The organism is Paenibacillus sp. FSL R5-0887, from assembly GCF_038002305.1.
GTDB classification, from domain to species: domain Bacteria; phylum Bacillota; class Bacilli; order Paenibacillales; family Paenibacillaceae; genus Paenibacillus_AQ; species Paenibacillus_AQ odorifer.
In genome coordinates this window covers 2570011-2591838 of record NZ_JBBOCE010000001.1, presented here as the reverse complement: position 1 = coordinate 2591838, position 21828 = coordinate 2570011, and the positions used below count along the sequence as shown (strand labels likewise).

Annotated in this window: 25 protein-coding genes; 22 read left to right on the top strand and 3 right to left on the bottom strand. The window is 44.9% G+C overall.

What is annotated here, in order from left to right:
* The first annotated feature begins 20 nt into the window (after nt 1-20).
* Both hisC and MKY14_RS11695 read left to right on the top strand, forming a co-directional pair.
* Nucleotides 21-1118 carry a histidinol-phosphate transaminase gene (hisC, locus tag MKY14_RS11700; RefSeq protein ID WP_340976506.1) on the top strand — a complete coding sequence of 366 codons (1098 nt, stop codon included), beginning with the start codon at nt 21-23 and terminating at the stop codon, nt 1116-1118.
* A 46-nt stretch (nt 1119-1164) separates the two neighbouring features.
* Nucleotides 1165-2259: a prephenate dehydrogenase gene (locus tag MKY14_RS11695; protein WP_036676253.1), complete on the top strand. Its 1095-nt coding sequence runs from the start codon at nt 1165-1167 to the stop codon at nt 2257-2259.
* A gap of 464 nt (nt 2260-2723) precedes the next feature.
* Here MKY14_RS11695 and MKY14_RS11690 read toward each other — a convergent pair whose 3' ends face one another.
* Together MKY14_RS11690 and MKY14_RS11685 are read right to left on the bottom strand one after the other, a co-directional pair.
* On the bottom strand, nt 2724-4028 hold the full coding sequence (locus MKY14_RS11690; protein WP_081393605.1) for a CynX/NimT family MFS transporter: 1305 nt from the start codon (nt 4026-4028) through the stop codon (nt 2724-2726).
* 217 nt (nt 4029-4245) lie between these two features.
* Entirely contained in the window at nt 4246-4812 is a 567-nt protein-coding gene (locus MKY14_RS11685; RefSeq protein ID WP_038572428.1) for a helix-turn-helix domain-containing protein, read from the bottom strand.
* 193 nt (nt 4813-5005) lie between these two features.
* On the opposite strand from MKY14_RS11685, the gene MKY14_RS11680 reads away from it, so the two are divergent.
* The 12 genes from MKY14_RS11680 (at nt 5006) to MKY14_RS11625 (ending at nt 14060) form a co-directional block, all read left to right on the top strand.
* The gene (locus MKY14_RS11680; protein ID WP_076127519.1) at nt 5006-5185 is read left to right on the top strand and encodes a hypothetical protein; all 180 of its coding nucleotides are present in this window, start codon (nt 5006-5008) and stop codon (nt 5183-5185) included.
* A 551-nt stretch (nt 5186-5736) separates the two neighbouring features.
* Nucleotides 5737-6324, top strand: coding sequence for an RNA polymerase sigma factor (locus MKY14_RS11675; protein ID WP_036676255.1), 588 nt, complete (start codon nt 5737-5739; stop codon nt 6322-6324).
* Between the two features lie 152 nt (nt 6325-6476).
* Nucleotides 6477-6923, top strand: coding sequence for a hypothetical protein (locus MKY14_RS11670; RefSeq protein WP_051490909.1), 447 nt, complete (start codon nt 6477-6479; stop codon nt 6921-6923).
* A 178-nt stretch (nt 6924-7101) separates the two neighbouring features.
* Nucleotides 7102-7689 carry a histidine phosphatase family protein gene (locus MKY14_RS11665; protein ID WP_076127520.1) on the top strand — a complete coding sequence of 196 codons (588 nt, stop codon included), beginning with the start codon at nt 7102-7104 and terminating at the stop codon, nt 7687-7689.
* A gap of 89 nt (nt 7690-7778) precedes the next feature.
* Nucleotides 7779-8864, top strand: coding sequence for a hypothetical protein (locus tag MKY14_RS11660; RefSeq protein ID WP_076101463.1), 1086 nt, complete (start codon nt 7779-7781; stop codon nt 8862-8864).
* Between the two features lie 245 nt (nt 8865-9109).
* Nucleotides 9110-9289 (top strand): IDEAL domain-containing protein, encoded by a 180-nt coding sequence (locus tag MKY14_RS11655; protein WP_036676261.1) that lies wholly within the window; start codon nt 9110-9112, stop codon nt 9287-9289.
* Nucleotides 9290-9473: 184 nt separating this feature from the next.
* On the top strand, nt 9474-9893 hold the full coding sequence (locus tag MKY14_RS11650; RefSeq protein ID WP_076127523.1) for a DUF2487 family protein: 420 nt from the start codon (nt 9474-9476) through the stop codon (nt 9891-9893).
* A 239-nt stretch (nt 9894-10132) separates the two neighbouring features.
* The gene (locus tag MKY14_RS11645; protein ID WP_076127525.1) at nt 10133-10687 is read left to right on the top strand and encodes a QcrA and Rieske domain-containing protein; all 555 of its coding nucleotides are present in this window, start codon (nt 10133-10135) and stop codon (nt 10685-10687) included.
* Nucleotides 10688-10692: 5 nt separating this feature from the next.
* Complete coding sequence (gene qcrB / locus MKY14_RS11640; protein WP_036676266.1) at nt 10693-11364, top strand: menaquinol-cytochrome c reductase cytochrome b subunit; 672 nt, start codon at nt 10693-10695, stop codon at nt 11362-11364.
* A gap of 26 nt (nt 11365-11390) precedes the next feature.
* Nucleotides 11391-12263, top strand: coding sequence for a menaquinol-cytochrome c reductase cytochrome b/c subunit (locus tag MKY14_RS11635; protein WP_076127526.1), 873 nt, complete (start codon nt 11391-11393; stop codon nt 12261-12263).
* 91 nt (nt 12264-12354) lie between these two features.
* Entirely contained in the window at nt 12355-13002 is a 648-nt protein-coding gene (locus MKY14_RS11630; RefSeq protein ID WP_076127528.1) for a DUF1405 domain-containing protein, read from the top strand.
* A gap of 155 nt (nt 13003-13157) precedes the next feature.
* Nucleotides 13158-14060 (top strand): sporulation protein YpjB, encoded by a 903-nt coding sequence (locus tag MKY14_RS11625; protein WP_076127530.1) that lies wholly within the window; start codon nt 13158-13160, stop codon nt 14058-14060.
* Between the two features lie 60 nt (nt 14061-14120).
* On the opposite strand, the gene MKY14_RS11620 is transcribed toward MKY14_RS11625, so the two are convergent.
* Nucleotides 14121-14990 carry a YitT family protein gene (locus MKY14_RS11620; RefSeq protein WP_076127532.1) on the bottom strand — a complete coding sequence of 290 codons (870 nt, stop codon included), beginning with the start codon at nt 14988-14990 and terminating at the stop codon, nt 14121-14123.
* A 167-nt stretch (nt 14991-15157) separates the two neighbouring features.
* On the opposite strand from MKY14_RS11620, the gene MKY14_RS11615 reads away from it, so the two are divergent.
* From MKY14_RS11615 to MKY14_RS11580, 8 genes are all read left to right on the top strand, one after another.
* Nucleotides 15158-15487: a nucleotide pyrophosphohydrolase gene (locus MKY14_RS11615; RefSeq protein WP_036676271.1), complete on the top strand. Its 330-nt coding sequence runs from the start codon at nt 15158-15160 to the stop codon at nt 15485-15487.
* A 59-nt stretch (nt 15488-15546) separates the two neighbouring features.
* Entirely contained in the window at nt 15547-16068 is a 522-nt protein-coding gene (locus tag MKY14_RS11610) for a tetratricopeptide repeat protein (RefSeq protein ID WP_036676272.1), read from the top strand.
* A 34-nt stretch (nt 16069-16102) separates the two neighbouring features.
* Nucleotides 16103-16906, top strand: a complete 804-nt coding sequence (gene dapB / locus MKY14_RS11605; RefSeq protein WP_036676273.1) for a 4-hydroxy-tetrahydrodipicolinate reductase — start codon at nt 16103-16105, stop codon at nt 16904-16906.
* 15 nt (nt 16907-16921) lie between these two features.
* A complete protein-coding gene (gene mgsA, locus MKY14_RS11600) occupies nt 16922-17344 on the top strand; it encodes a methylglyoxal synthase (RefSeq protein ID WP_036676275.1) in 423 nt (140 codons plus the stop codon).
* Nucleotides 17341-18033, top strand: coding sequence for a bacillithiol biosynthesis deacetylase BshB1 (bshB1, locus tag MKY14_RS11595; RefSeq protein ID WP_076127533.1), 693 nt, complete (start codon nt 17341-17343; stop codon nt 18031-18033). The genes mgsA and bshB1 overlap by 4 nt, the downstream gene beginning before the upstream one ends.
* Before the next feature lie 236 nt (nt 18034-18269).
* Nucleotides 18270-19430, top strand: coding sequence for an N-acetyl-alpha-D-glucosaminyl L-malate synthase BshA (bshA, locus tag MKY14_RS11590; RefSeq protein ID WP_076127535.1), 1161 nt, complete (start codon nt 18270-18272; stop codon nt 19428-19430).
* Nucleotides 19431-19440: 10 nt separating this feature from the next.
* Nucleotides 19441-20790 carry a CCA tRNA nucleotidyltransferase gene (locus MKY14_RS11585; RefSeq protein WP_340976505.1) on the top strand — a complete coding sequence of 450 codons (1350 nt, stop codon included), beginning with the start codon at nt 19441-19443 and terminating at the stop codon, nt 20788-20790.
* Complete coding sequence (locus MKY14_RS11580) at nt 20780-21580, top strand: biotin--[acetyl-CoA-carboxylase] ligase (RefSeq protein WP_340976504.1); 801 nt, start codon at nt 20780-20782, stop codon at nt 21578-21580. Before MKY14_RS11585 ends, MKY14_RS11580 begins: the two co-directional genes overlap by 11 nt.
* Nucleotides 21581-21828 lie beyond the last annotated feature (248 nt).

Below are 21828 nucleotides of genomic sequence, written 5' to 3'. Positions count from 1 at the left end.
TGGAGAGCGAGGACTATTGTATGAATCCAAAACCGAATATAGTTAATCTCCCTGTCTACAAACCAGGGAAACCTATAGACGAAGTCAAGAAGGAGCTTGGCTTAAGTGAGGTTATTAAGCTTGCATCCAATGAGAACCCTTATGGAGCTTCACCGAGTGCAAAAGAAGCAATTCTAGCAGAACTTGAGAATCTTTATCTTTATCCGGACGGCTCAGCCGTTGAATTGACTTCAGCACTTTCCAGCCGTCTTGGCGTGAATAACGACAATATTATTTTTGGCTGTGGCTCAGATGAGATTATTGCACTTATTGCTCGTGCCTTTTTCTTACCGGGTGATGAGACAATCATGGCGGACCAAACCTTCTCCGTGTATAAGAGTAACGCAGACATCGAAAGTGCGGTATCTATTGAGGTGCCACTTGTAAAAGGTACACATGATCTGGATGGGATGCTGGCCCGTATAACGGACCGCACTAAGGTTATCTGGATCTGTAATCCGAATAACCCAACAGGTACGATTGTTCCAGAGGAAGCTTTGCTTTCTTTCCTGGATGCTGTGCCTTCCAATGTAATGGTTGTCCTTGATGAGGCATACTGTGAGTATGTAACAGATCTTTCATACTCCAATGGTATCCAGTTACTGACTCGTTACAAGAATCTGGTTGTGCTTCGCACATTCTCCAAAATTTATGGCTTAGCTGCATTGCGTATTGGATACGGTGTTGCGAGTCCTGAGATCATTTCGTTGATCAACAAGGTACGTGAGCCTTTTAATACCTCACGACTTGCTCAAGCTGCAGCTCTTGCTGCTTTGAATGATCAAGATTACGTACAGGAATGCCGTCGTCTTAATAGCGCGGGTATTGTCCAATTGCAAGGTGAATTCAAACGTCTGGGTCTAGAATCCTTCCCGGCACACGGGAACTTCATCATGGTAGATGTTCGTAAGCCTGCTACAGAGGTCTTTGATGCTTTGATGCGTAAAGGAATCATCGTAAGAGCGGGTCATCAGGTTTATCCGACTTATATTCGGGTTACTGTAGGCTCGGCTGAGCAGAATACAGCTTTTATCACCGCGCTGGAACAAACTCTTATAGAGAGTGGAGTACGCGCTTAGTAATAACAGCAAGTCAAGACTAAAGAAGGCAGGTAGTTCAAAGAACATGACGACAAAAATAGCAATATTCGGTGTCGGTCTGATCGGAGGCTCACTGGCCCTTTGCTTTAAAGGCAAGGAGGGCCTGACCGTCGTTGGCCATGCCCACCGTCCTGAATCCGCGAGTAAGTATATTAGCAGAGGTGTGGTCGATAGTGCCACATTGTCTGTGGAGGAAGCGGCAATCGATGCCGATTTCATTTTTTTATGTGTGCCGGTGGGTATGCTAGAGGATTATTTGCAGCAGTTAAGCAAATTGCCGCTCAAGCCCGGCTGCATCATTACAGATGTTGGAAGTACGAAAGCTAGTATTGCCGCATGCGCGGTCTCTTTGGATATTCCTGGAGTACATTTTATCGGCGGTCACCCTATGGCAGGATCAGAGCGTTCAGGTGTTGAGGCAGCTTCATCGCTGTTGTTTGAGAATGCCTATTACGTATTAACGCCTCCACCGGGAGTGCCAGACGAGGCTTATCATGCGTTGGAGTCCTTACTCCACCTTACTAGAGCGCAGATTGTACGCCTTAATCCAGAACGTCATGATGAGATTGTAGGCGCCATTAGTCATTTGCCACATATTATTGCCGTTGCGCTGGTAAATCAGATTAAAGCTTATGATGATACTGACTCCTTGTATAGTACGTTAGCTGCAGGGGGCTTTCGGGATATTACACGGATTGCGTCCAGTGATCCAATTATTTGGCGTGATATCTTGTTAAACAATCGTTCAGTGATGCTTCGTTTATTGAAGGATTGGAACGAGGAAGTTTCTTCTTTTGTTCGTTTGCTGGAAAGTGAAGATGGTGTAGGGATTGAAGAGGCATTTCATGAAGCCAATGGCTTCCGTAGTCAATTGCCTGAACGGCGTAAAGGTATGATAGCACCTTTATTTGACCTACATATTGATGTACCGGATCATCCGGGGATTATCGGTCGTATTGCTACAGAGCTGGGGGATCAAGGAATTAACCTTAGCAACGTACAAATTATCGAAAGCCGTGAAGATGTTCCGGGGATTATGCGTCTCTCTTTCCGTCAGGAGAACGATATGGAGCGGGCGAAGATCCTGTTGCAGCATCATGATTATACGGTATACGTGTAGTATTAAGGTTAGTTCGGGTTCATTTTTAAATCATAAAAAACAGTAAAATAGCGATTCTCATGTGAATAGAGAATCGCTATTTTTTTGTTTTTTGGGTTATTGGTTGCTTATTTCAACATGCCGTCAGTATCGTCATCGGCATCGGTACCACCATAAGTACCAGTATAAGTACCAGTATAAGTACCACCTAGTACTTACGGACCCTAATGACGTTATTTGCTCGTTTTTTGCCTTTGAAGCAGTCTTTCGGACTCCACAGACGCTATTTCACATAAAGAGACTTATATTGGGTGTTTTTCGTGCCAATAGCTACTATGCGGTCCGTTAGCATCCCAAATGTGGATTAATGCTGCGTTTAAGGTCAACTGTGTCCGATAGCGTCTTCGTACAAGCTAAATGTTTTTTGATCAACGAAGCAAAGAAAGGAGTGCCGCAAAATGCTTCCGGATTAATACCCGAAGACTCTAATTTAGGTTTGGTTTGTTGCAACTGTTCCCCAACTCGCTTTCTTCATTTCGATCAGTATTTCTTCCAAGAAATTCTCTGGTACTTGAGTTTGTTTCTTCGTAACTAGCTTGGTTACCTACAAAACGATTTCTTGCTGCTCCTAGACCGACAATAAAGAGTAAGACCGAAGCTCCAAGCAGTATGAAAAGTGGCACGTTCCAACTATTTGTCGTGTCATGCAAATATCCTATAAGGGCAGGACCAATTGCGGCAAGCAGATATCCGATCGATTGCGCCATACCAGACAGTTCCGCTGCTTGATGCGCATTTTTAGTACGTAAACCGAAAAACATCATGGACAAGCTAAAGGCACAGCCTCCACCAATTCCGAGTATGATGATCCACAACAGAATGATGTTGGAGCTTCCGTAAAGCAGTCCGAGCGTTCCCGTCAAAAGCAAAATGGTTGTAATGAACACTAACGAACGTTGATTTGACATTCGCCCTGCAATAACGGGGACAATAAAGGTAAATGGAAGCAGTGCTAACTGCATTATTGAGAGGTACCATCCTGATTGGCTTGAGTCAATGCCTTGCTGTTTTAAAATTTCAGGCAACCATGCGATCAGCACATAGAAAATCATAGACTGCATCCCCATAAACAAGGTTACTTGCCAGGCAAGAGGGGAACGCCAAACATTCACATCATTGCCGGTCATCTGTTGACTCGTCGAGGCTGTTTGCTTCGTACGCTTCCTTAATTGAGGCAACCAGCAGAGGATCGATACAAAGCTTAGGATCCCCCAAATTCCCAATGCACCCTGCCATTTTAAACCTGCGTTTGCAGCTAGCGGTACACTGATTCCCGAGGCGATCGCTCCAGATAAACTCATTGAAATTGCAAATACACCAGTCATGGCACCGATTTTATTAGGGAAATCACGTTTGATTAAACTTGGCATTAATACATTACAAACGGCAATTGCAAATCCAAGAATTGCAGTTCCAATATACAGATTTGCAGCCCCAGATAAAGAACGTATTACAATTCCAACAGTCAAAAAGATCAGGGCAAACAAAATTAAAAGTTCAACTCCATACCTACGTCCTAGTTTTGGTACTAGAGGCGATAATAAAGCAAAGGTAAGTAAAGGTACCGTTGTGATCAAGCCTGCTAAAGTATTGGAAATATGAACGTCATCCCTTATGAGACCCACTAAAGGACCGACCGAGGTTAAGGGAGCACGTAAATTTGCGGCAATAATAATAATGCCGAGTAGTAGCAGCCCTAAAGATGATGGTACGAATTTTTTATTCGGCATTCTTCATTTTCCCTCCCAGAATTAATGCGTACTAATATCCGCGCGGACAATGAAAGTATAGTATAGTATATTAAATTTAACAATAAGTATTTTAAAGTTTACTTTATTGAGATAGTTCTATAACTTGAAATGCTTATATTAGATAAAAAAATACAACTCAGAGTTTCCATTTAGAATGGAATACTGAGTTGCATGTAATAGGTGAAATTTTCGACTTTTAGAAACCATATTTTAAGGAGATATGGAGCACTGTTTCGCTATTCGTATGATTGGTATAAGAGTGAGGGCGATCTGCACGAAAACTGATCGTATCATATTGATTTAATGTGTACATTTCTCCATCGACTCGTATTTCAATGGAACCAGTCATTACTGTCGCAATTTCAGTTGTATTCACATGATGACCTTCAGGGTGATACGAACTATTTGGCTGTAAGTAAGCCCGACACATTTCAATATCGTTGCTTACATTTTTAAAGACGGGTTCTATGATCCAATTCTTTTGATCATTAGAAAACCGAAGACCTTCGCCTGCTCGATACAAACTAACAGGGTCTTCAGATTTGAACAAAGCTAATAGGGGCAAAGATATGCCTTTTGAAATTTTCCATATTATCGCCAAAGTTGGATTTGTCTCGCCACGTTCGATATTCCCCAGAGTAAGTTTACTTACGCCCGTTAATTCCGCTAAGTCGTCTAAGCTCATGTTTTTTTCTTTTCTGTACTTTTTCAAGGCACCGCCGATTTGTAGTACCAGTTGTTTTGATTCATCGATTTCATCCATTTCAAATTCACCTCAACAAATAACTTTATAGCTAGTATATTGTTTATCCTGACTCTTTTCCATACGATTAGGATTAGAGGGTGGATTACACACGCAGCTATGCAAATGACGTCTATGTAACGAACCTGCCCGTAGGCTTATCACCTTCCCCGGTTTAATCCTTTATTTTTGCAAAAGGAGGGATACCAATGGGGTGAGCGCAGAGGAGTCTATATTTGTAGGTGATCATCCAATGAATGACGTACAAGCGAGCCGTAACGCAGGGCTGCAAGCCATTGGGAAACGTAATGAGCAGATATCTCTTCAAGTGGACGTAGACGGGGTAATAGATGATTGTGGGGATTTGTGGAAGCTAATTCGCTCGCTATATTAAAAATAATCTAATATAGATCATCTAAAAAAAAGGTAGAGCGCTTTCAGGACAAAAAAAGACCGCTTACAAAGTAAGCGGCTACAGTTCACAATAAATTGGAACCGTTAAGTATTGGATAGGAGTGGAGAGAAACCATACTGTACTTTTATTATATGTATACGTTTACATTTTGTCAACAGTTTTTAAAAATTGATAAATGTGTTATTTTTAAAGCCGGATTCTAAGTCAGAAATCCAATGTCGGGTCTTGCTGGCGAGTCGACCTATCTAAAGTCTATTAATGTCATCCTATGAGAATATGTGGTACAATAGAGCAGGTATGTTTCTAGATTCGTTTCTATATTTATGTAAAATTAGAAGTATGCCTTATTTCTTTTTGTCTTCTTCATATACATCATGCCTTAATTATCGGGTAGTTGAATATACATAGGTGTATTTCATAAAAAAACTAAAAATTTGCAGTAACACCGCAACTTTTAAAGCCCAAACCGGTATAATAAGTACGGACCGGATGGGAAAAGACGTGCAAGGGCGAGGAGGGCCAATCTCACCATGACGGATTCCCAGTTGATCCAGCAAATCAAACAAGGAAACACGGAATTATATTCAGAATTAATGCGTCGCTATCAACGTAAAATACTAGCATTTGTATATCATATGCTTAGAAATTCACATATGGAGCTTATCGCAGAGGACCTTTGTTCGGAGACCTTCTACAAGGCATTTCGTAGCTTGCATTCCTTTCGAGAGGTAGATGCTTCATTCTCAACATGGCTGTACACTATCGCCCGCAACACTGTTCTAAGTGAGCTTCGCAAGAACCGTGCCGGTAATGTATCTCTGGAAGAGAGTGGATATACACCAGTAGCACCGTTTGAAGTTGCACCCGAGCAGGCTGCATTGCGCAATGAACGGATGAATTTGGTCCGTGAGGCGATAAATAATCTTCCCGAAAAACAACGCTCTGCACTTATCCTACGTGAATATGATCAAATGGACTATCAAGAAATCGCAGAAATTTTAGATCAGAGTGTAAGCTCAGTGAAATCATTATTGTTTCGTGCCAGGAGTAGTGTGAAGCTTCAACTCGAATCCTATTTCAATGAGCCTGAAGTTGAAGAGCAGGTTGAGAGGGTGTAAGGCGAATGAATTGCAGGGAAGCGCAAGAATGTATTCCGCTCTTGTGGGACGCTCCCCCCACACATCCTAGGCGGATTTTACTTGAAAGACATATTGAAACTTGTCCTTACTGCGCTGCAGAATGGGCTCTATGGCAAGAGAGCAGCCTGCTTATGCAAGATTTGAGGGAAGAGATCAGTGAAGAGCGTGCTGAAGCCATAAATGTTAAGGTCATGGAGCGGATTTATTTAGAGAGTCCATGGTTGATGCCCGGTGACGGGAAATCTGCTGGGACCTCTGCTATTGTTCGCCATCGGCTTAGCTTATGGATCGCATGCTTTCTGGCAATATTTCTGTCCAGCGTTCTTTATTTTACGATGTTCAGAACTCCAGGTGATGCAGTTGTTGCTCAGAGTGGAATTGTGGAGACAGGTGTCGCTGGATCCTCGATGGAATGGCAATCAACGTATCCAATTTTGGGCTCTGAAGGTGGGATCATTGAACCCCTTGTAGTAAGTATGGGACCCACTCATCCTCAATACTGGATGATGTTATCAATGTTAGGTGTAGGCTTTGCAGTATTTTCATTAACTAGGCTGAATCGTTATCGCCGATCATAGAGGGTTATTAGACGTATGTCTTTGCTTCCGTTGTTTATAATATTCAGAACATTGAATGAGTCCCTTTACTTAATGTAATGAGGGGCTTTTTGCATTGTAAAACTCATAAAAAGAAGACTTTTTATTTCATCCATGTTACATTAAGAGACAAATACTTTGCTGAAAAGGGGGAGGCAACATGCTAATCGGCTTGATACGCCATGGATTGACGGACTGGAACGCGATAGGGAAAATACAGGGACAAAGTGATATTCCACTTAATGATGAAGGACGGATGCAAGCTGCAATGCTTGCTGACCGCTTATTACAGGAACCGTACAGCTGGGACTGCTGCGTTACTAGTAATCTTTCCCGCGCTGCTGAGACCGGTAAGATTATTGCTGACAAGTTAGGGATTCCGCTATTAGAACCTGATCAGCGTATCCGGGAACGTGCTTATGGGCAGGTAGAAGGGCTTACTGCCGCAGAACGTGAAGAGAAGTGGGGGAAGGAATGGAGCCAGCTCTCCCTCGGTCAAGAAACCGACGAACAGCTTCAGGCTCGGGCTCTTGCTTTTATGGAAGATATTTCTGCATTGCATCCCAATCGGAATATACTCGTCATATCCCATGGAGGATTTCTTGCTCAGCTGTATACTGCTCTTTACAAGGATAAGTATTCTGAACGAATTGGCAATCTATCCTTGACGATTCTGGAGAAGAAAGAGCGGGAATGGAACCCTATTTTATATAATTGTACTCGCCATATCCTGCAAAATCAGCATTAACCCGGGCTTCGGGTTATTTTTTTTGCAATAAAGGGAATAAAATAGGCAGTATTCCCCATAATGGTAGTAAAACGGTGAGGCGATAAAACATGAATCTGGCGGATATGCTTACTTATGCAGATATTGGACAGCTGACCGCCATAGCGGGCCGCTACCGGTGTGAATGCAAACAGAATTCCAAACACGACTTGATCCAAAGTATTTTGATTATGCTTGGAAGCAGAAGTTTTATGGAGTCTCATATCCGGGAATGCGCTCCGGAGGATTTACGGTTTTTGAATACATTGCTTTTTGATGAACGCACCTACTTTAGTCTTGAGGATTTATTGGCTGTGGCAAGGCAAGCATCTTTTGATGCACCTGAAGGAAAAACTGGAGGTTTCCGGGAGATGGTCTCACGCTTCAAAAGTGGAGGCTGGCTCTTTAGTGGTTCCTCGCAGCAGACCAGATATTTGTACCAGGTACCCAAAGATTTAAAAGAGCGTTTTCGGGAGACGATGAGTGCACATATCAAAGAGAGCATCGCAACTAGCCCTGAACCTGTGATGTATCGCAGTGAAGGAGAATTAATGATCAGTGATCTGGTAATGCTGCTGAGATATATTAAGGACAATGAGCCAGAACTGAATCAGGAAGGGGCAATGTATAGGCGTTATCAGCAAGGTGTGATGAACGCGCTTCATATTCCGGAGGAGCTTCTTAGCAAAGGCGGTTGGAGGTTTGGTTATGGGAGAGCTTGTGAGCATTATCCTCCAAGATTTGCGCTTTTGTATGACTATATTCGTCACCGCCGCTGGATCTCTGAGGAAGGCTTCCGGCTAAGGCTTACTGCGACCGGTGAGGCTGTGTTAAACGATGGAAAATGTGATTCGTTGATGCAGATATTCTCTTTTTGGTTAAGACTATATAAAGGGGCTGTGCCAAATCTACCTTCACTTGTGTATTGGATAAGCATCAGCGCCGGTAATTGGGTGACAGTACCTTCTTTAGTGGATGGTGTGGGGTGGCTAATTAAACCGTTTTATTATGACAGTGCTGCTTCTATTCTAGAGCAACGTATAATACGGATGATGGTGCACCTAGGGATGCTTAAATTGGGCGAGACTTCTGGTGGACTCGCTGTGATGATGACGCCATGGGGGATAGAGACAGCCGTGCCTAAGTATCTTCGGTAGAGGTGCGTGTGCGAAATGCTTATGGGGATTACATACGCAGATGTAGGAATCCGTTATTGTTGCTGATGGGTACAATAGAGGAAGTATTGAGCGGAATGGGCAAATATGTAGAACGAAGACAGGATTGATGAATATGCTTTAGTAGGTGCCGATTCTCTTGAAACCGAAAACATAATCATCTTGATGGATATCAAAATATCAAATAACAAGAAAAAAGGATCTCTTAAACAGCGGAGGTGTATCGAATGGACAAAATGAAGGCTACGTATGAAGTGATGCTAGGACTTGCGGCAGAAATGGTGTGGGATGAAGCGCTGCGAAAGCGTCGCTCCGACATCTTGCACCGTGAGATTGACACGGCGCTGGCTACCGGAGATGAGATGGCTTTCCGAAATCTTACTGAGGAACTTAAAAGTTTGGCATAAAGAAATGCGCTTAGCGCATTTCTTTTTTTGCTTATAATCTACTCAATTTGCTTAATCGAACGAAAATATAAAATCTAAATCTGGACGTTCCTCCTCCTCCTTCAATATAATGGGTTCTATAACTTCAGGAAGCTTTGCGAAAGAACGGAAAAATTAACAATTATACATAGGGAGATGAATGGGAATGAAATTCAGCGATTTTGAAGTGGACACTTGGGAAGAAAATCAAAAATTCTATGATACATGTCTCATACCTTTTACAGGATTAAGTGGACTTGAGAGTCCTCCTGAGACCGTTCAGGCACTCGAAAGATTACGTAATTTCATGGATATGGTGGAAATACCGTTCAAAGGGCGGATCGTGACTTACCCAGCCATTCAGTACGCTGGAGAGGGCTATGTGAATTTAATTAATGAGATTTGCCAAAAAGTCAAATCCAGTGGTTTCCAGCATGTAGTGGTGTTGACAGCGGATGTACCTCTCCAAGAAAGCCAAATCTATGAAAGCGATTTAGTTCTCTCTCTGCCTATCATTGAGGCTTCTCAAGAAGGGAGGAATAACAGTGAAATTAGTATGAAAATTCAAGACATGTGGCGGGGATGAACTCCTTATAAATGTGACAGAAAATCAACAATTATAGGTTGAAACCGCTTTTTAGCCTGTCACAAATTAGACAATATTCTTGACGGGTTTTGGAGCCTAAGCTATTATTAGGTTGAATCCAAATGGTATGTGATGTATTTCATTGAAAAGATTTGAAAACGGATTATTTATATTGAGACATCTCTGATCGGACACCACAGATACTTTCTTATATCTTGAGAAGGGGGTTATATAACAGTATGAGCAGCCATAATGAACAACAGGAGACATGGCCTGAACAACCACCCAGCCGTAAAGAGATGTCGCGCAGGCAATTTTTGACCTACACGCTTGGTGGCGCCACTGCTTTTATGGGGGCGGGTACAATTCTCCCCATGGTCCGTTTTGTCGTGGATCCGATATTACATAAGAAGGGTGCTGGAGATTTTATCAAGGTTGCTGAGATAAGCAAAATCACCGAAGAGCCCCAGGAATTTACTTTTGAATTGAAACAGAAGGACGGATGGTACGACAGTACAGCGACACTCACTGCGTGGATCCGGAAAGACGCGAAGGGTGATATTTATGCGCTTTCACCGATTTGTAAACATTTGGGATGTACGGTCGGGTGGAACAACGATAAAGCTCATCCGGACGAATATCACTGCCCTTGCCATGGTGCACGTTATACAAAGCTTGGCAAAAATCTCGAAGTTGCTCCTAAGCCGCTTGACCAGTATAAAACGAAATTCGATAACGGGTGGGTGCTTTTGGGAGACATTGTGCCAAATACAGTAGCTCGTGAGGAGGCGTAGTTCTGATGTTTAAAAATGTCTATAACTGGATTGACGAACGTCTGGATGTTACGCCGATTTGGAGAGACGTGGCCGATCACGAGGTTCCTGAGCATGTTAATCCGGCCCATCATTTCTCTGCGTTCGTGTATTGCTTTGGCGGACTGACCTTTTTTATTACAGTCATACAGATTTTATCAGGTATGTTCTTAACGATGTATTATGTTCCGGACATTATTAATGCTTATGCTAGTGTTGAGTATTTGCAGACAAGTGTTGCATTTGGACAGATTGTCCGCGGGATGCATCACTGGGGCGCAAGTCTAGTAATTGTTATGATGTTCCTTCATACAATGCGCGTCTTCTTTACAGGCTCTTACAAAGCGCCGCGCGAGATGAACTGGGTAGTTGGAATGCTGATTTTCTTCGTAATGTTGGGACTTGGTTTAACAGGTTACTTGTTGCCTTGGGATAATAAAGCTTATTTCGCAACAAAGGTAACTCTTGAAATAGCCAATTCTGTTCCAGTGATGGGGCCGGTGCTGAAGGAACTGATGCAAGGTGGAACGATTGTTGGTGCCGAAACCTTAACTCGTTTTTTCGCATTACATGTATTCTTCCTCCCAGCGGTGCTTCTTAGTCTGCTCGTAGGACACTTTATTATGATCCGCAGACAAGGGATTTCCGGACCGTTGTAAGTTAATCTGAGAGAGGAGGAATACGGATGGCGCATGGAAACAATTCTAAGGAAAAGGTTGTATATGTCGGTGATTCCAGAGTTCGCAGAGGGAACGGATTTATCACACCTCCGGACTACACGGCTTACCCCGGCAAATCGGAAGCCTTTATCCCTAACTTTCTACTGAAGGAATGGATGGTCGGAGTCGTTGTACTTGTAGGAATATTAGTCCTTACTATTTCAGAGCCAGCTCCGCTAGGGTTTCCAGCAAATGCTAGTGCTACGGTTATCCCGATTCCTGACTGGTATTTCTTGTTCCTCTATCAGTATTTGAAGCTCCCATATGCTTCGGGCGATTATATCGTTCTGGGTACACTAGGAGTTACTGGTGTAGCTTTTGGTTCACTTCTGTTGGCTCCTTTTCTGGATACGGGTAGAGAGCGTCGCTTTTACCGTAGGCCGATTGCTTCATCTTTAATGTTCTTGTCACTTGCAGCAATTGTTTATTTGACCAATACAGCCTGGACTGAATACAAACATGAAATGGCTGAAACGGATCAGATTCCTGAAGATGTTCAAAGGGAAGAAAAGGCGGCGGAGAACAGGGCAAAGGGTCTTCCGACCTCCAGTGCCGTTAAGCCAAAAGAAGTAGCGATTGTGGACAAGGATGATCCTGCTATGGGGCTCTTCAAGCAAGCCACTTGTATCTCCTGTCACGCAGCGGATTTGAAAGGGGCGGGCGGACCTTCACTTCGTGGAGTTGGAGACACTCATGACAAAGAAGCAATCCTTACTATTATAAAAGAGGGTCAAGGGCAGATGCCGAAAATGTACGATACCGCCTTGGGAGCAGGTCTATCAGAAGCGGATATTGATACCTTGGCCGGCTGGCTTGCCAAACAAAAAAGCGAACAGTAAAATAATGATAACGCAACCTGATCGTGCATGCGGTCAGGTTTTTGTATGTCTAAATGCAAAGTGCCATTACTTGGGGAGGTTAATAATCTGTATGCCAGTTCATTGGTTTAACAAACTGTTTAAGAACCGGGGAATTATTTGGTTGTTATTTATCGTAAATTTCCTGGGTACAATTTATGGTTACATATGGTATGGCAATCAACTGGAGTTCACTGCGGCTAATTATCCACACTGGCTGCTTCCATTTGTTCCGGATAGTCCAACCGCAAGTTTGTTTTTTACCTTGGCTCTGTTGCTGATGCTCTTCCCTCCAAAAAGCTACACAGGAAACAATGTAAGGGAACTTATTGAGGCTTTGGCGGTCGTTACGTCAGTGAAGTACGGGATATGGGCAGTGAGTATTATTTTTGCCGGGGGTTATCACGGTGATGTTTTGGTTTGGAAAGATTGGATGCTGGTAATCTCCCATACGGGGATGGCAGTTGAAGCATTGATTTATGCGAGGTTTTTTTCTTTCCGCAAAATGATCCCATTAGCCCTGCTTTGGACACTCGCCAACGATATGCTGGATTATTCTTACGGAATCTATCCGTGGTTACCTTCTGTTTTGAACGATTATGTTATACAGGTACAGTACTTTACAATGGTGCTTACGCTGCTTAGTGTTGCAGCTGCTTGGTTGTTTAGTAGAAGACAAAGACCGGTAGAGTCAATCTATCAGTTCAAGAATAGACGTTAGTAAGCAGTTCTATCCCTTGTCCCCCTGCCATACATTTAGAATTATAAGAAGTATAAGTTTTATACTATGCTTTATCCTTATAATTTTACGAGAAACGAATATCGTCTTTAAAAGACGACAACGTCGTTTCTTCTTAAGTAGGAGGGGGATGTCTCATGCTCCGCGGGAGATATTATGTAGTGGTTGTTCTAGTATTCTGCTGGCTGCTGTCCAGTATGGATGTTGTGAAGGCTTCAGCAGCGCTAGGGGATGCTGGTGAAGGGTCTGGCAAAGCTTCGAAGCAAAGCGCCGACATTAGTTCGGGCAACGGTTTGGCAGTAATGAGCGGAAAGACTGGAGCGCAGCAGCTGGAACAAGCTGCTGAGGCATTGTATGGGTATGTTTTGGAAGGAGATGTAATGAAGGTCCGACAGGAGACCGAAGCGATCTCCAAGATCTTTGTGTCCTCATCCTTTGAAGGAATGACCTCTGTGGAGGGTATTAATGCATTGTCAGGGGTCATTATGGACCTGAAGGCTACCGTGGCAGGCGCGAAAATAAATCCACAGCAATGGGAAGCGGCAGCCGCCAAGCTACGTCTAGCTGCCAACAGTCTTAATCATCCGCGCCAGCCTATTTGGCTTCAGTACTACAAGCTGATTCGCGAGGATTTAAATGCGATGGAGCAAAGTGCGGTTGCAAATGATTTGGCGGGCTGGAAAACAGCTCTGGAAAGACTGCAGGGCAGGTATGATAACATCCGGCCGGCAGTGATTGTCTCCCGCCAGCCTGAAGTTGTGAATGCTTTTGATTCCTGGCTCTCATATGCGGCCGGCATTCCTTCGTCCTCACAAAAGGTTGAACGTGCCCGCCTGCTTGAAATTGTATCTTATGGTCAGGATGCGGTAAGAGTAATGTTCGGAAAAGAGAAGGATGAACCTGCTTTGTCCTTGCCGCTGGCATCGCAAGAATTTGGGATTTGGGGAGGGTTAGCCGCAAGCTTCATTATAGCTGCGTTAGCCTATGTAGCCTATCGCAAGTACCGAGGTCAGAATCAGAATTGGAAGCCGATTCCGTAGGATGAAATTATAAACAGCAAAAAGGAGTGTGGGCTTGAAATGGCCTACACTCCTTTTTATTTAGGTTTCTCGAAAGCCTTCTCCATGTACGTCGTGTACATCACTAATAATTACGAAGGCGCGTGGATCAACGGATTTGACCAGCAGACTTAGCCGGCGGATTTCTTGCCTTGAGACTACACAGTACACCATATATTTGGCTTGCTTGGAATAAGCACCAATGGCAGGGATGAGGGTTACACCACGGTCCATTTCGGCTGTAATCAGATCGGCAATTTGTGGTGCTTCATCACTGATAATTGTAAATGCCTTGGCAGCATAGGCGCCTTCTTGGATAAAATCTATCACTCGTGATGAGATAAAAACTGCGACGAGTGTGTAAAGTATTTTTTCTTTAGGAATGTAGAGGATGGAAGAGCCAATAATAATAATGTCGATGGCCAAAATAATCTGCCCCATGCTCCAGCCAAAATTCCGTCCCAGAATTCTTGCGACAATATCAACACCACCTGTTGTACCCCCAAATCGGAATACAAGCCCAAGCCCCGTTCCAAGCGTTACTCCTGCGTACAGTGCCGCAAGAATAAAGTCGTGTTCGGTACTGAAGGGGATAATCCATCCCGCAGTAATCATTCGTTCGAAAACCCACAGGAAAAAGGTCAACGCCCCGATCCCTACACCTGTATACACAATTTGCCGCCCGCCTAGGACTTTCCAGCCCAGCAGAAACAAAGGAAGGTTGATCAGCAGTGTGGATAAAAAGATGGGAATACTAAAGGCATAATTAAGGAGAAGTGTGATCCCGGTTACGCCGCCTTCCATCAACTGATTAGGAATGATGAAATACAGTAGCCCGAAGGCATATACTGCGGCTCCGAGCAAGATGGGAGCGACTGTCTTGCTGATTGTAATTACCTTTTTTGAATTCATGAAATCCCTCGTTAGGCCTTTTGTAGGCAGTTTTTCTTTTCCTATAATAAGTATACCTTTTCTTGCGTGTGTTAAAATATTCAAAAAAGATTGTCTTCAAAACGTCTTTACGATAACATAGGGGCAAACAGAAGGCAAGATATACAGAGGGGGAGAAGTTACATTTTATGGACAAAAGTCTTGGTGACATACAGCGTGAAGTAGACGCTTATATATCGCAGTTTAAGGAAGGGTACTTCAGTCCACTCTCTATGCTGGCCCGCATGTCCGAGGAAGTCGGAGAACTGGCTAGAGAGGTCAATCACGAGTTCGGCGAGAAGCCTAAGAAGTCTGATGAAGCTGAGAATTCCATTGAACTTGAACTGGGAGATATTCTGTTTATTACCGTTTGTTTTGCAAATTCTCTCGGGATAGACCTGACGGAAGCGCATAATAAGGTAATGCATAAATTTAATACCCGTGATGCGGGACGTTGGACACCGAAAGACACCGATTAGGCCTCTATAACATATGCTGTACCAAACGAACGGGATTTAGCCGTGAGGATGGTGTGTATATGGATCATAAGGATTATGTAAGAGAGGCCTACCGCTCGATATTGCGCAGTGACTTTGCCGAAGCTATTGTTTGCTTCGAGTCTGCAATTGCAGCAAGCCCTGCTGATGCCGAGGTTAGATATCGTTGTTCCATAACGTATGCCCGCAGTGGTATGCTAGATAAAGCTTTAGTTCATGCTCAGGCTGCTGTAAAGCTGGACACCAGCAAACCTGAGTATAGTCTGCATCTGCAGCATTTGCAGGCTATGATGCATGTACAAGAAGCCAAACGGTTGATAGAAGATGAAGATAACAAAACTCGCAACCCTTATCATCCGATTACACTGCTCAAAGAGGCTATTACCCTTGATCCATTATATGGGGATGCTTATGTATGGCTTGCTATCGCGCATAGCCGAGTGAATGAACATTTACAGGCTATGACTGCCTTAAAAGAAGTGATTTCGTTACATCCGGATGATTCTGGCTTGCGGGAATTGATGAGAGACCTTCAGAAATCCATACAATCGTATATGCAATAACTATATAACTAGTGAGAGCGAGGATGGAAAAAATATGAATAACAAGATCAGGGTCGTTGTATCCGGCGCAGGCGGAAGAATGGGTAAAGAGGTTGTTAAACTTGTATTGCAGGACGAAGAGCTGGAGTTAGCAGCAGCAGTAGATCGTTCTTCGGGCGATATTGATGCAGGGCGTCTGGTAGGTCTGGAAGACTCAGGCGTTATTGTAACTTCTGATCTTGAGGCCGCCCTCGCGGGAAGCAACGGAGATGTCCTTGTCGATTTCACTACACCGCAGTCAGCGTATACGAATACAGCGCTAGCTATTAAGTACGGAGTGCGTCCGGTTATCGGTACAACCGGATTCACACCGGAGCAGATGGTGGAACTGGACAAGCAGTGTCAAGAACAGGGGATTGGCGGACTTATTGCTCCGAATTTCTCCATTGGAGCTATTCTATTGATGAAATTTGCGGCACAAGCTTCAAAGTACTTCCCGCATCTGGAAATTATAGAGTATCATGGTGACCAGAAACTGGATGCTCCATCTGGAACTGCGGTCAAAACCGCAGAGATGATTTCGGAAGTTCGTGAGGAACTTCGTCAAGGTAATCCTAAAGAGGAAGAAACCATTGAAGGTGCCCGTGGTGGTTACTATAACGGATTCCGGATACATAGTGTCCGTCTTCCTGGTGTGTTTGCTCAAGAAGAAGTGATTTTTGGTGGATTCGGACAATCTTTGAAGATTCGCCATGATTCTTATGAGCGTGCAGGATATATGCCAGGCGTTAAGATGGGTATTGAAAAGGTAATGGGATATACAGGCTTGATCTATGGATTCGAGCACTTTATAGAATAGACAGGAGAGAACACCATGTTAAAGATCGCATTTATTGCCCACGATCGTAAAAAAGATGAAATCGTAAATTTTGTATTAGCTTATGAACATGTATTTGAAGGTCATGAACTATTTTCTACAGGGACTACTGGCCAACGGATTATGGATGTAACTAACTTAAAAATTCATCGTTACATGTCTGGTCCATTAGGTGGAGATCAGCAAATCGGTGCCATGGTAGCACAGGATGAACTGGATCTTATTATTTTCATGCGGGATCCATTAATGGCGCAGCCACATGAACCTGATATTTCAGCTCTGCTTCGTCTGTGTGACGTATACGGGATACCGGTAGCTACGAATATTGCCACAGCGGAGGTTCTTGTGAAGGCGATTGATCGTGGTGATTTTGCTTGGCGTGCACTGGTTCACAAATACAAACCGGGTGTTGATGAATGAAGCTGGACATTCTTGTATTTGGTGCGCATGCAGATGATGCGGAGATTGGTATGGCAGGAACAATTGCAAAACATACCGCTGCGGGACTTAAGGTGGGACTTTGCGATTTAACAGCCGCGGAAATGTCATCGAACGGTACAGTAGAACTTCGCAAGCAAGAAGCGCAGCAAGCTGCAGACCTTCTCGGAGCATCCGTGCGGACAAACCTGGGTCTGCCAGATAGAGGGCTTTTTATTACAGCAGAGCATGTGGCGGCTGTGACTGCTGAAATTCGCCGCTTTTCTCCTACGATAGTTTTTGCTCCTTATTGGGAGGATCGTCATCCCGATCATATCGCCTGTAGCAAGCTGGTGGAAGAGGCTGTTTTTAATGCCAAGCTACGTAAATATATGCCGGACAAGCCGGCAATTCCTGCTCCACAGCTGTACTTCTATTTTATCAATGATTTAGGACGTACCGATCTTATTGTTGATGTTACTGAACAATATGGCTTGAAGGAGCAGGCATTGTCCTGCTATCGCTCCCAGTTCACCAAACCTCCGGGTGCGGATACTGTATCCACACCGTTAACGGAAGGCTACATTGAACGAGTCCGTTCGAGAGATATGCTGCTTGGCCAGCGCAGACTGATTCCTTATGCAGAAGGGTTTGCAACCAAGGTACCTCATACGGTGGAATTGTTTACTTAAGAAACGGATATAACGAAGTTTGTATGATAATATAATAAGCTGATTATGATTGATCCAGGAGCGCTTGGAATGAATACCCCATTGCGCTCCTGAGAGCTTTTTTTGAACAGCTTAGAGAAATGAAGTCCTGTGTGATTTTGAAAGAAACGGTGTTCGCTTCGCTTTTTTGAAAGCGGCCGACAAACAATAGATGATTCATTACACGAATCAATACTGGAGAAGAAGGAGACAGGAAGATGGAACGTATGCTAAAAATAGGAATTACCTGTTATCCGTCTCTTGGCGGTTCAGGCGTAGTTGCGACTGAATTAGGTAAACTCTTGGCCGAGAAGGGTCATGAAGTTCATTTTATTACACATAGTATCCCGTTCCGATTGGGAACGTTTCAGAAAAATATTTTTTACCATGAGGTAGAAGTAAACGATTATTATGTATTCCGCTATCCTCCGTACGATCTAGCGCTTGCTACGAAGATGGCTCAGGTTGCCAAAATGCAAAATCTGGATCTTCTCCATGTTCACTATGCAGTGCCACACGCAGTGTGTGCTTTCCTTGCAAAGCAAATGCTTGGGAACGATATGAAGGTTGTAACGACTTTGCATGGTACGGATATAACGGTGCTTGGTCAGGATGAATCGCTTAAAGATTTGATTCGTCTGGGGATTAATGAAAGTGATGCCGTTACGGCGGTCTCTCAGGATCTTATTAGAGAAACAAGGGACGTACTCGATATTACCCGCGACATTGATCTCACTTATAACTTCGTGGATCATCGGGTCTATTATCCGCGTGATGTAACGGATCTGCGGGGAGATTTCGCAGCGCCTGATGAGAAGATTTTGATGCATATCAGTAATTTCCGTCCTGTAAAAAGAGTCAGCGATGTTGTTGACGTTTTTGCAAAAGTGAATCGTGAACTGCCTTCACGCCTGCTGCTTGTAGGTGAAGGTCCGGATCTTCCCAAAATTCAAGCCAAAATTAGCGAAATGGGTCTGGAAGATAAAGTTCGTTTTCTGGGAAGGCAGGATGAAATCGCTCAGGTGATCTCTTTAGCTGATCTGCTTCTGCTACCTTCCGAGAAGGAAAGCTTTGGTCTGGTTGCTCTGGAAGCAATGGCTTGCGGCGTACCGACGATTGGCTCGCAAACCGGAGGCATCCCTGAGCTTATAGAGCATGGAAAGACTGGATTCCTTGCACCGATTGGCGATACAACGGCTATGGCTAAATATGCAGTTAAACTCCTGTCGGATGAACGTATGGTGCAACAGTTCAGAGAAGCTTGTCTACAAACAGCCTGCAAAGATTTCTGTAAGGATTCGATAACGAAACAATATGAAGATATTTATTACCGGGTGCTGGGGCGCAAGGTACTTGGACTGGACCCGGTTCGGGGGTAAGGAGTCATATATGGAATGGACAATGGCACCTTCTGCGATGGCAATTGCAGCGGAGATTGTAATTTCCGAGTTAACCCAAAATGGTCACGAGGCTTATTGGGTTGGAGGATGTATTCGCGATGAGCTATTGGGTAGGCCAGTGCATGATATGGATATTACAACCTCAGCACTGCCAGAGGAAGTGATAGCTATCTTTGCGCGCAGTGTGCCAACAGGATTAGCTCATGGTACGGTCACCGTGATACAGGATGGTTGTGGGTTTGAAGTGACGACATACCGGACAGAGAGTGGTTATGTAGACCACCGTCGTCCTGAGCATGTTTATTTCGTCAACGATGTGAAGGAGGATCTTCGTCGTCGTGATTTCACGATCAACGCGATTTGCTGTGGATTAAATGGGGAACTTATTGATCCTTTTGAGGGTGAGAAGGATCTACAGCTGCAGGTGATTCGCTGTGTAGGCGATGCGGAGGAGCGGTTTGACGAAGATGCGCTTCGCATGCTTCGCTGCATTCGTTTTGCAGCGGTGCTGGATTTCTCCATCGCGAAGAACACGTGGAGGGGCCTGATGCGCCAGCGGGATAAGCTGGCGCATATTGCTGTGGAGCGTGTCCGCGCGGAGCTGGACCGCATCGTCGAGGGGCCGCATCCTCTGCGCGGCCTCGGCATGCTAGCGCGCTGCGAGCTGCTGGCGCGCGGCAAAGCCCCGTTCCCCTGGACCGGAACCGATATGGCGGCTGCTGCCGCCTTAACGGCCGGGATCGGGGAACTGGAGAGCGCCCGCCTGCGGTGGGCGCTTCTCCTCCATGCCCTGAAGCAATCGGCCCAAGAGGCCGATGTGCTGCTGCGGGCATGGACGTTCTCGGGGACGACGCGGAGCGGCGTCGTCCAGGTGCTGCGGGTCCGCGAAGCTTGGACCGCTGCGATAGAGGCCCTGCCGCCGGGTACGGGCGGCAGGGAAGGTCTGCGGCGGCAATGGATCGCCGCCGTGCTGGCCTTCGGCGTGGAAGCTGCCGAAGGGTGGCTCTCGCTGCTGGCGATCCTGCCAGCAGCCGCACCTGCACTTCCTACTGCGGCCTCTTCTGCCTGTTGCGTCGTGGAATCGACAGAGGCCTCAACAACACCTGCCGCTGTAAATGTACAAGCGGCAAGAGAATGGATCGCTCAAATGCCGCTAACCAGCCTTTCAGAGCTTGAGATTACAGGCAATGAGCTGGTGGAGGCTTTGGACAAACGTCCGGGACCATGGCTAGGCAAAATGTTAAATGGACTCCTGCAAGCGGTCGCTTCAGGTGATTTACCTAACGATAAACAATTATTACTGCTTGAAGCAAAAAGGATGGATGGACATGAGCGATGATAAAGCGCTGTCGCTAACTGAGCTGAAGCGAGAGACCTCCGCTTCGAATTGGGTAGGCGACATTCAGTTGCTGGAATCTGTGGTGTCCACTCAAGAAGAAGCTAAGTTTTTAGCGGAAAACGGCGCGCCGGAAGGGACAACTGTCATCGCGGAAGAACAGACGGGCGCCCGAGGCCGAATGGGAAGAAAGTGGTTTTCTCCCCGTGGCAAGGGCATTTGGATGAGTATTGTGTTACGGCCCCGATTACCCTTGTCGGAGACTCCGCAGCTGACATTGCTGGCTGGGGTTGCCGTCTGTAAGGCAATTCGACGGGTAACAGGTGTAGATGCCGGCATCAAATGGCCGAATGATCTGCTCGCAGGCGGTCGTAAGATTTGTGGGATTTTACTGGAATCTTCTCTAAGAGAAGGGGAGCTTCATTATTGCATTGCTGGAATTGGCATTTCCGCGAACATGACAGAGGAAGATTATCCTGATCATCTGCAGGAGGTCGCGACTTCACTTCGGATTGAGCGGGGGGGTGCTCCAGTTGACCGTTCTGAGCTGGTAAAAGCAGTTTTGGACGAGCTGGAGATGCATTACAATTTGTACATGAAGCAAGGTTTTAAACCCATCAAAGAACTATGGGAGTCCATGTCAGTGACTTTGGGCCGCCAGATCGCACTGAATAGCCCTCAGGGGCGTTCCGAAGGTGTGGTAGTGGGTTTGGATGAAATAGGTGGTCTGCTGCTTAAAAACAGCTTAGGAGAGATCTCTAACGTATGCTCAGGTGAAATTGAACTTTTATAATATTTTTTATATGACAAGGGTATCATCCCTTGTCATATTTTTTTCGTGTAATTCCGAGTTTTTTTTGTTATACTATGGGTCGGAGGCGGTATCGTTTAACGAACTGTACTCTTGAACTGAAGAACTTTTTTATATTTTTATTATTGGAAATACCTTCATAACTGCGTTTGACGGTTACGTTGGATTCTGCTCTGAGCCGTAAGGACCGAGACAGAAGGGACGATCGCAAGTGACTCTTTTTTGCCCTT

Excerpts from the sequence above, each read along its gene's own strand:
- hisC (WP_340976506.1), top strand. The coding sequence starts at position 21 with ATGAATCCAAAACCGAATATAGTTAATCTCCCTGTCTACAAACCAGGG.
- MKY14_RS11695 (WP_036676253.1), top strand. The coding sequence starts at position 1,165 with ATGACGACAAAAATAGCAATATTCGGTGTCGGTCTGATCGGAGGCTCA.
- MKY14_RS11690 (WP_081393605.1), bottom strand. The coding sequence starts at position 4,028 with ATGCCGAATAAAAAATTCGTACCATCATCTTTAGGGCTGCTACTACTC.
- MKY14_RS11685 (WP_038572428.1), bottom strand. The coding sequence starts at position 4,812 with ATGGATGAAATCGATGAATCAAAACAACTGGTACTACAAATCGGCGGT.
- MKY14_RS11675 (WP_036676255.1), top strand. The coding sequence starts at position 5,737 with ATGACGGATTCCCAGTTGATCCAGCAAATCAAACAAGGAAACACGGAA.
- MKY14_RS11670 (WP_051490909.1), top strand. The coding sequence starts at position 6,477 with ATGCAAGATTTGAGGGAAGAGATCAGTGAAGAGCGTGCTGAAGCCATA.
- MKY14_RS11665 (WP_076127520.1), top strand. The coding sequence starts at position 7,102 with ATGCTAATCGGCTTGATACGCCATGGATTGACGGACTGGAACGCGATA.
- MKY14_RS11660 (WP_076101463.1), top strand. The coding sequence starts at position 7,779 with ATGAATCTGGCGGATATGCTTACTTATGCAGATATTGGACAGCTGACC.
- MKY14_RS11655 (WP_036676261.1), top strand. The coding sequence starts at position 9,110 with ATGGACAAAATGAAGGCTACGTATGAAGTGATGCTAGGACTTGCGGCA.
- MKY14_RS11650 (WP_076127523.1), top strand. The coding sequence starts at position 9,474 with ATGAAATTCAGCGATTTTGAAGTGGACACTTGGGAAGAAAATCAAAAA.
- MKY14_RS11645 (WP_076127525.1), top strand. The coding sequence starts at position 10,133 with ATGAGCAGCCATAATGAACAACAGGAGACATGGCCTGAACAACCACCC.
- qcrB (WP_036676266.1), top strand. The coding sequence starts at position 10,693 with ATGTTTAAAAATGTCTATAACTGGATTGACGAACGTCTGGATGTTACG.
- MKY14_RS11635 (WP_076127526.1), top strand. The coding sequence starts at position 11,391 with ATGGCGCATGGAAACAATTCTAAGGAAAAGGTTGTATATGTCGGTGAT.
- MKY14_RS11630 (WP_076127528.1), top strand. The coding sequence starts at position 12,355 with ATGCCAGTTCATTGGTTTAACAAACTGTTTAAGAACCGGGGAATTATT.
- MKY14_RS11625 (WP_076127530.1), top strand. The coding sequence starts at position 13,158 with ATGCTCCGCGGGAGATATTATGTAGTGGTTGTTCTAGTATTCTGCTGG.
- MKY14_RS11620 (WP_076127532.1), bottom strand. The coding sequence starts at position 14,990 with ATGAATTCAAAAAAGGTAATTACAATCAGCAAGACAGTCGCTCCCATC.
- MKY14_RS11615 (WP_036676271.1), top strand. The coding sequence starts at position 15,158 with ATGGACAAAAGTCTTGGTGACATACAGCGTGAAGTAGACGCTTATATA.
- MKY14_RS11610 (WP_036676272.1), top strand. The coding sequence starts at position 15,547 with ATGGATCATAAGGATTATGTAAGAGAGGCCTACCGCTCGATATTGCGC.
- dapB (WP_036676273.1), top strand. The coding sequence starts at position 16,103 with ATGAATAACAAGATCAGGGTCGTTGTATCCGGCGCAGGCGGAAGAATG.
- mgsA (WP_036676275.1), top strand. The coding sequence starts at position 16,922 with ATGTTAAAGATCGCATTTATTGCCCACGATCGTAAAAAAGATGAAATC.
- bshB1 (WP_076127533.1), top strand. The coding sequence starts at position 17,341 with ATGAAGCTGGACATTCTTGTATTTGGTGCGCATGCAGATGATGCGGAG.
- bshA (WP_076127535.1), top strand. The coding sequence starts at position 18,270 with ATGGAACGTATGCTAAAAATAGGAATTACCTGTTATCCGTCTCTTGGC.
- MKY14_RS11585 (WP_340976505.1), top strand. The coding sequence starts at position 19,441 with ATGGAATGGACAATGGCACCTTCTGCGATGGCAATTGCAGCGGAGATT.
- MKY14_RS11580 (WP_340976504.1), top strand. The coding sequence starts at position 20,780 with ATGAGCGATGATAAAGCGCTGTCGCTAACTGAGCTGAAGCGAGAGACC.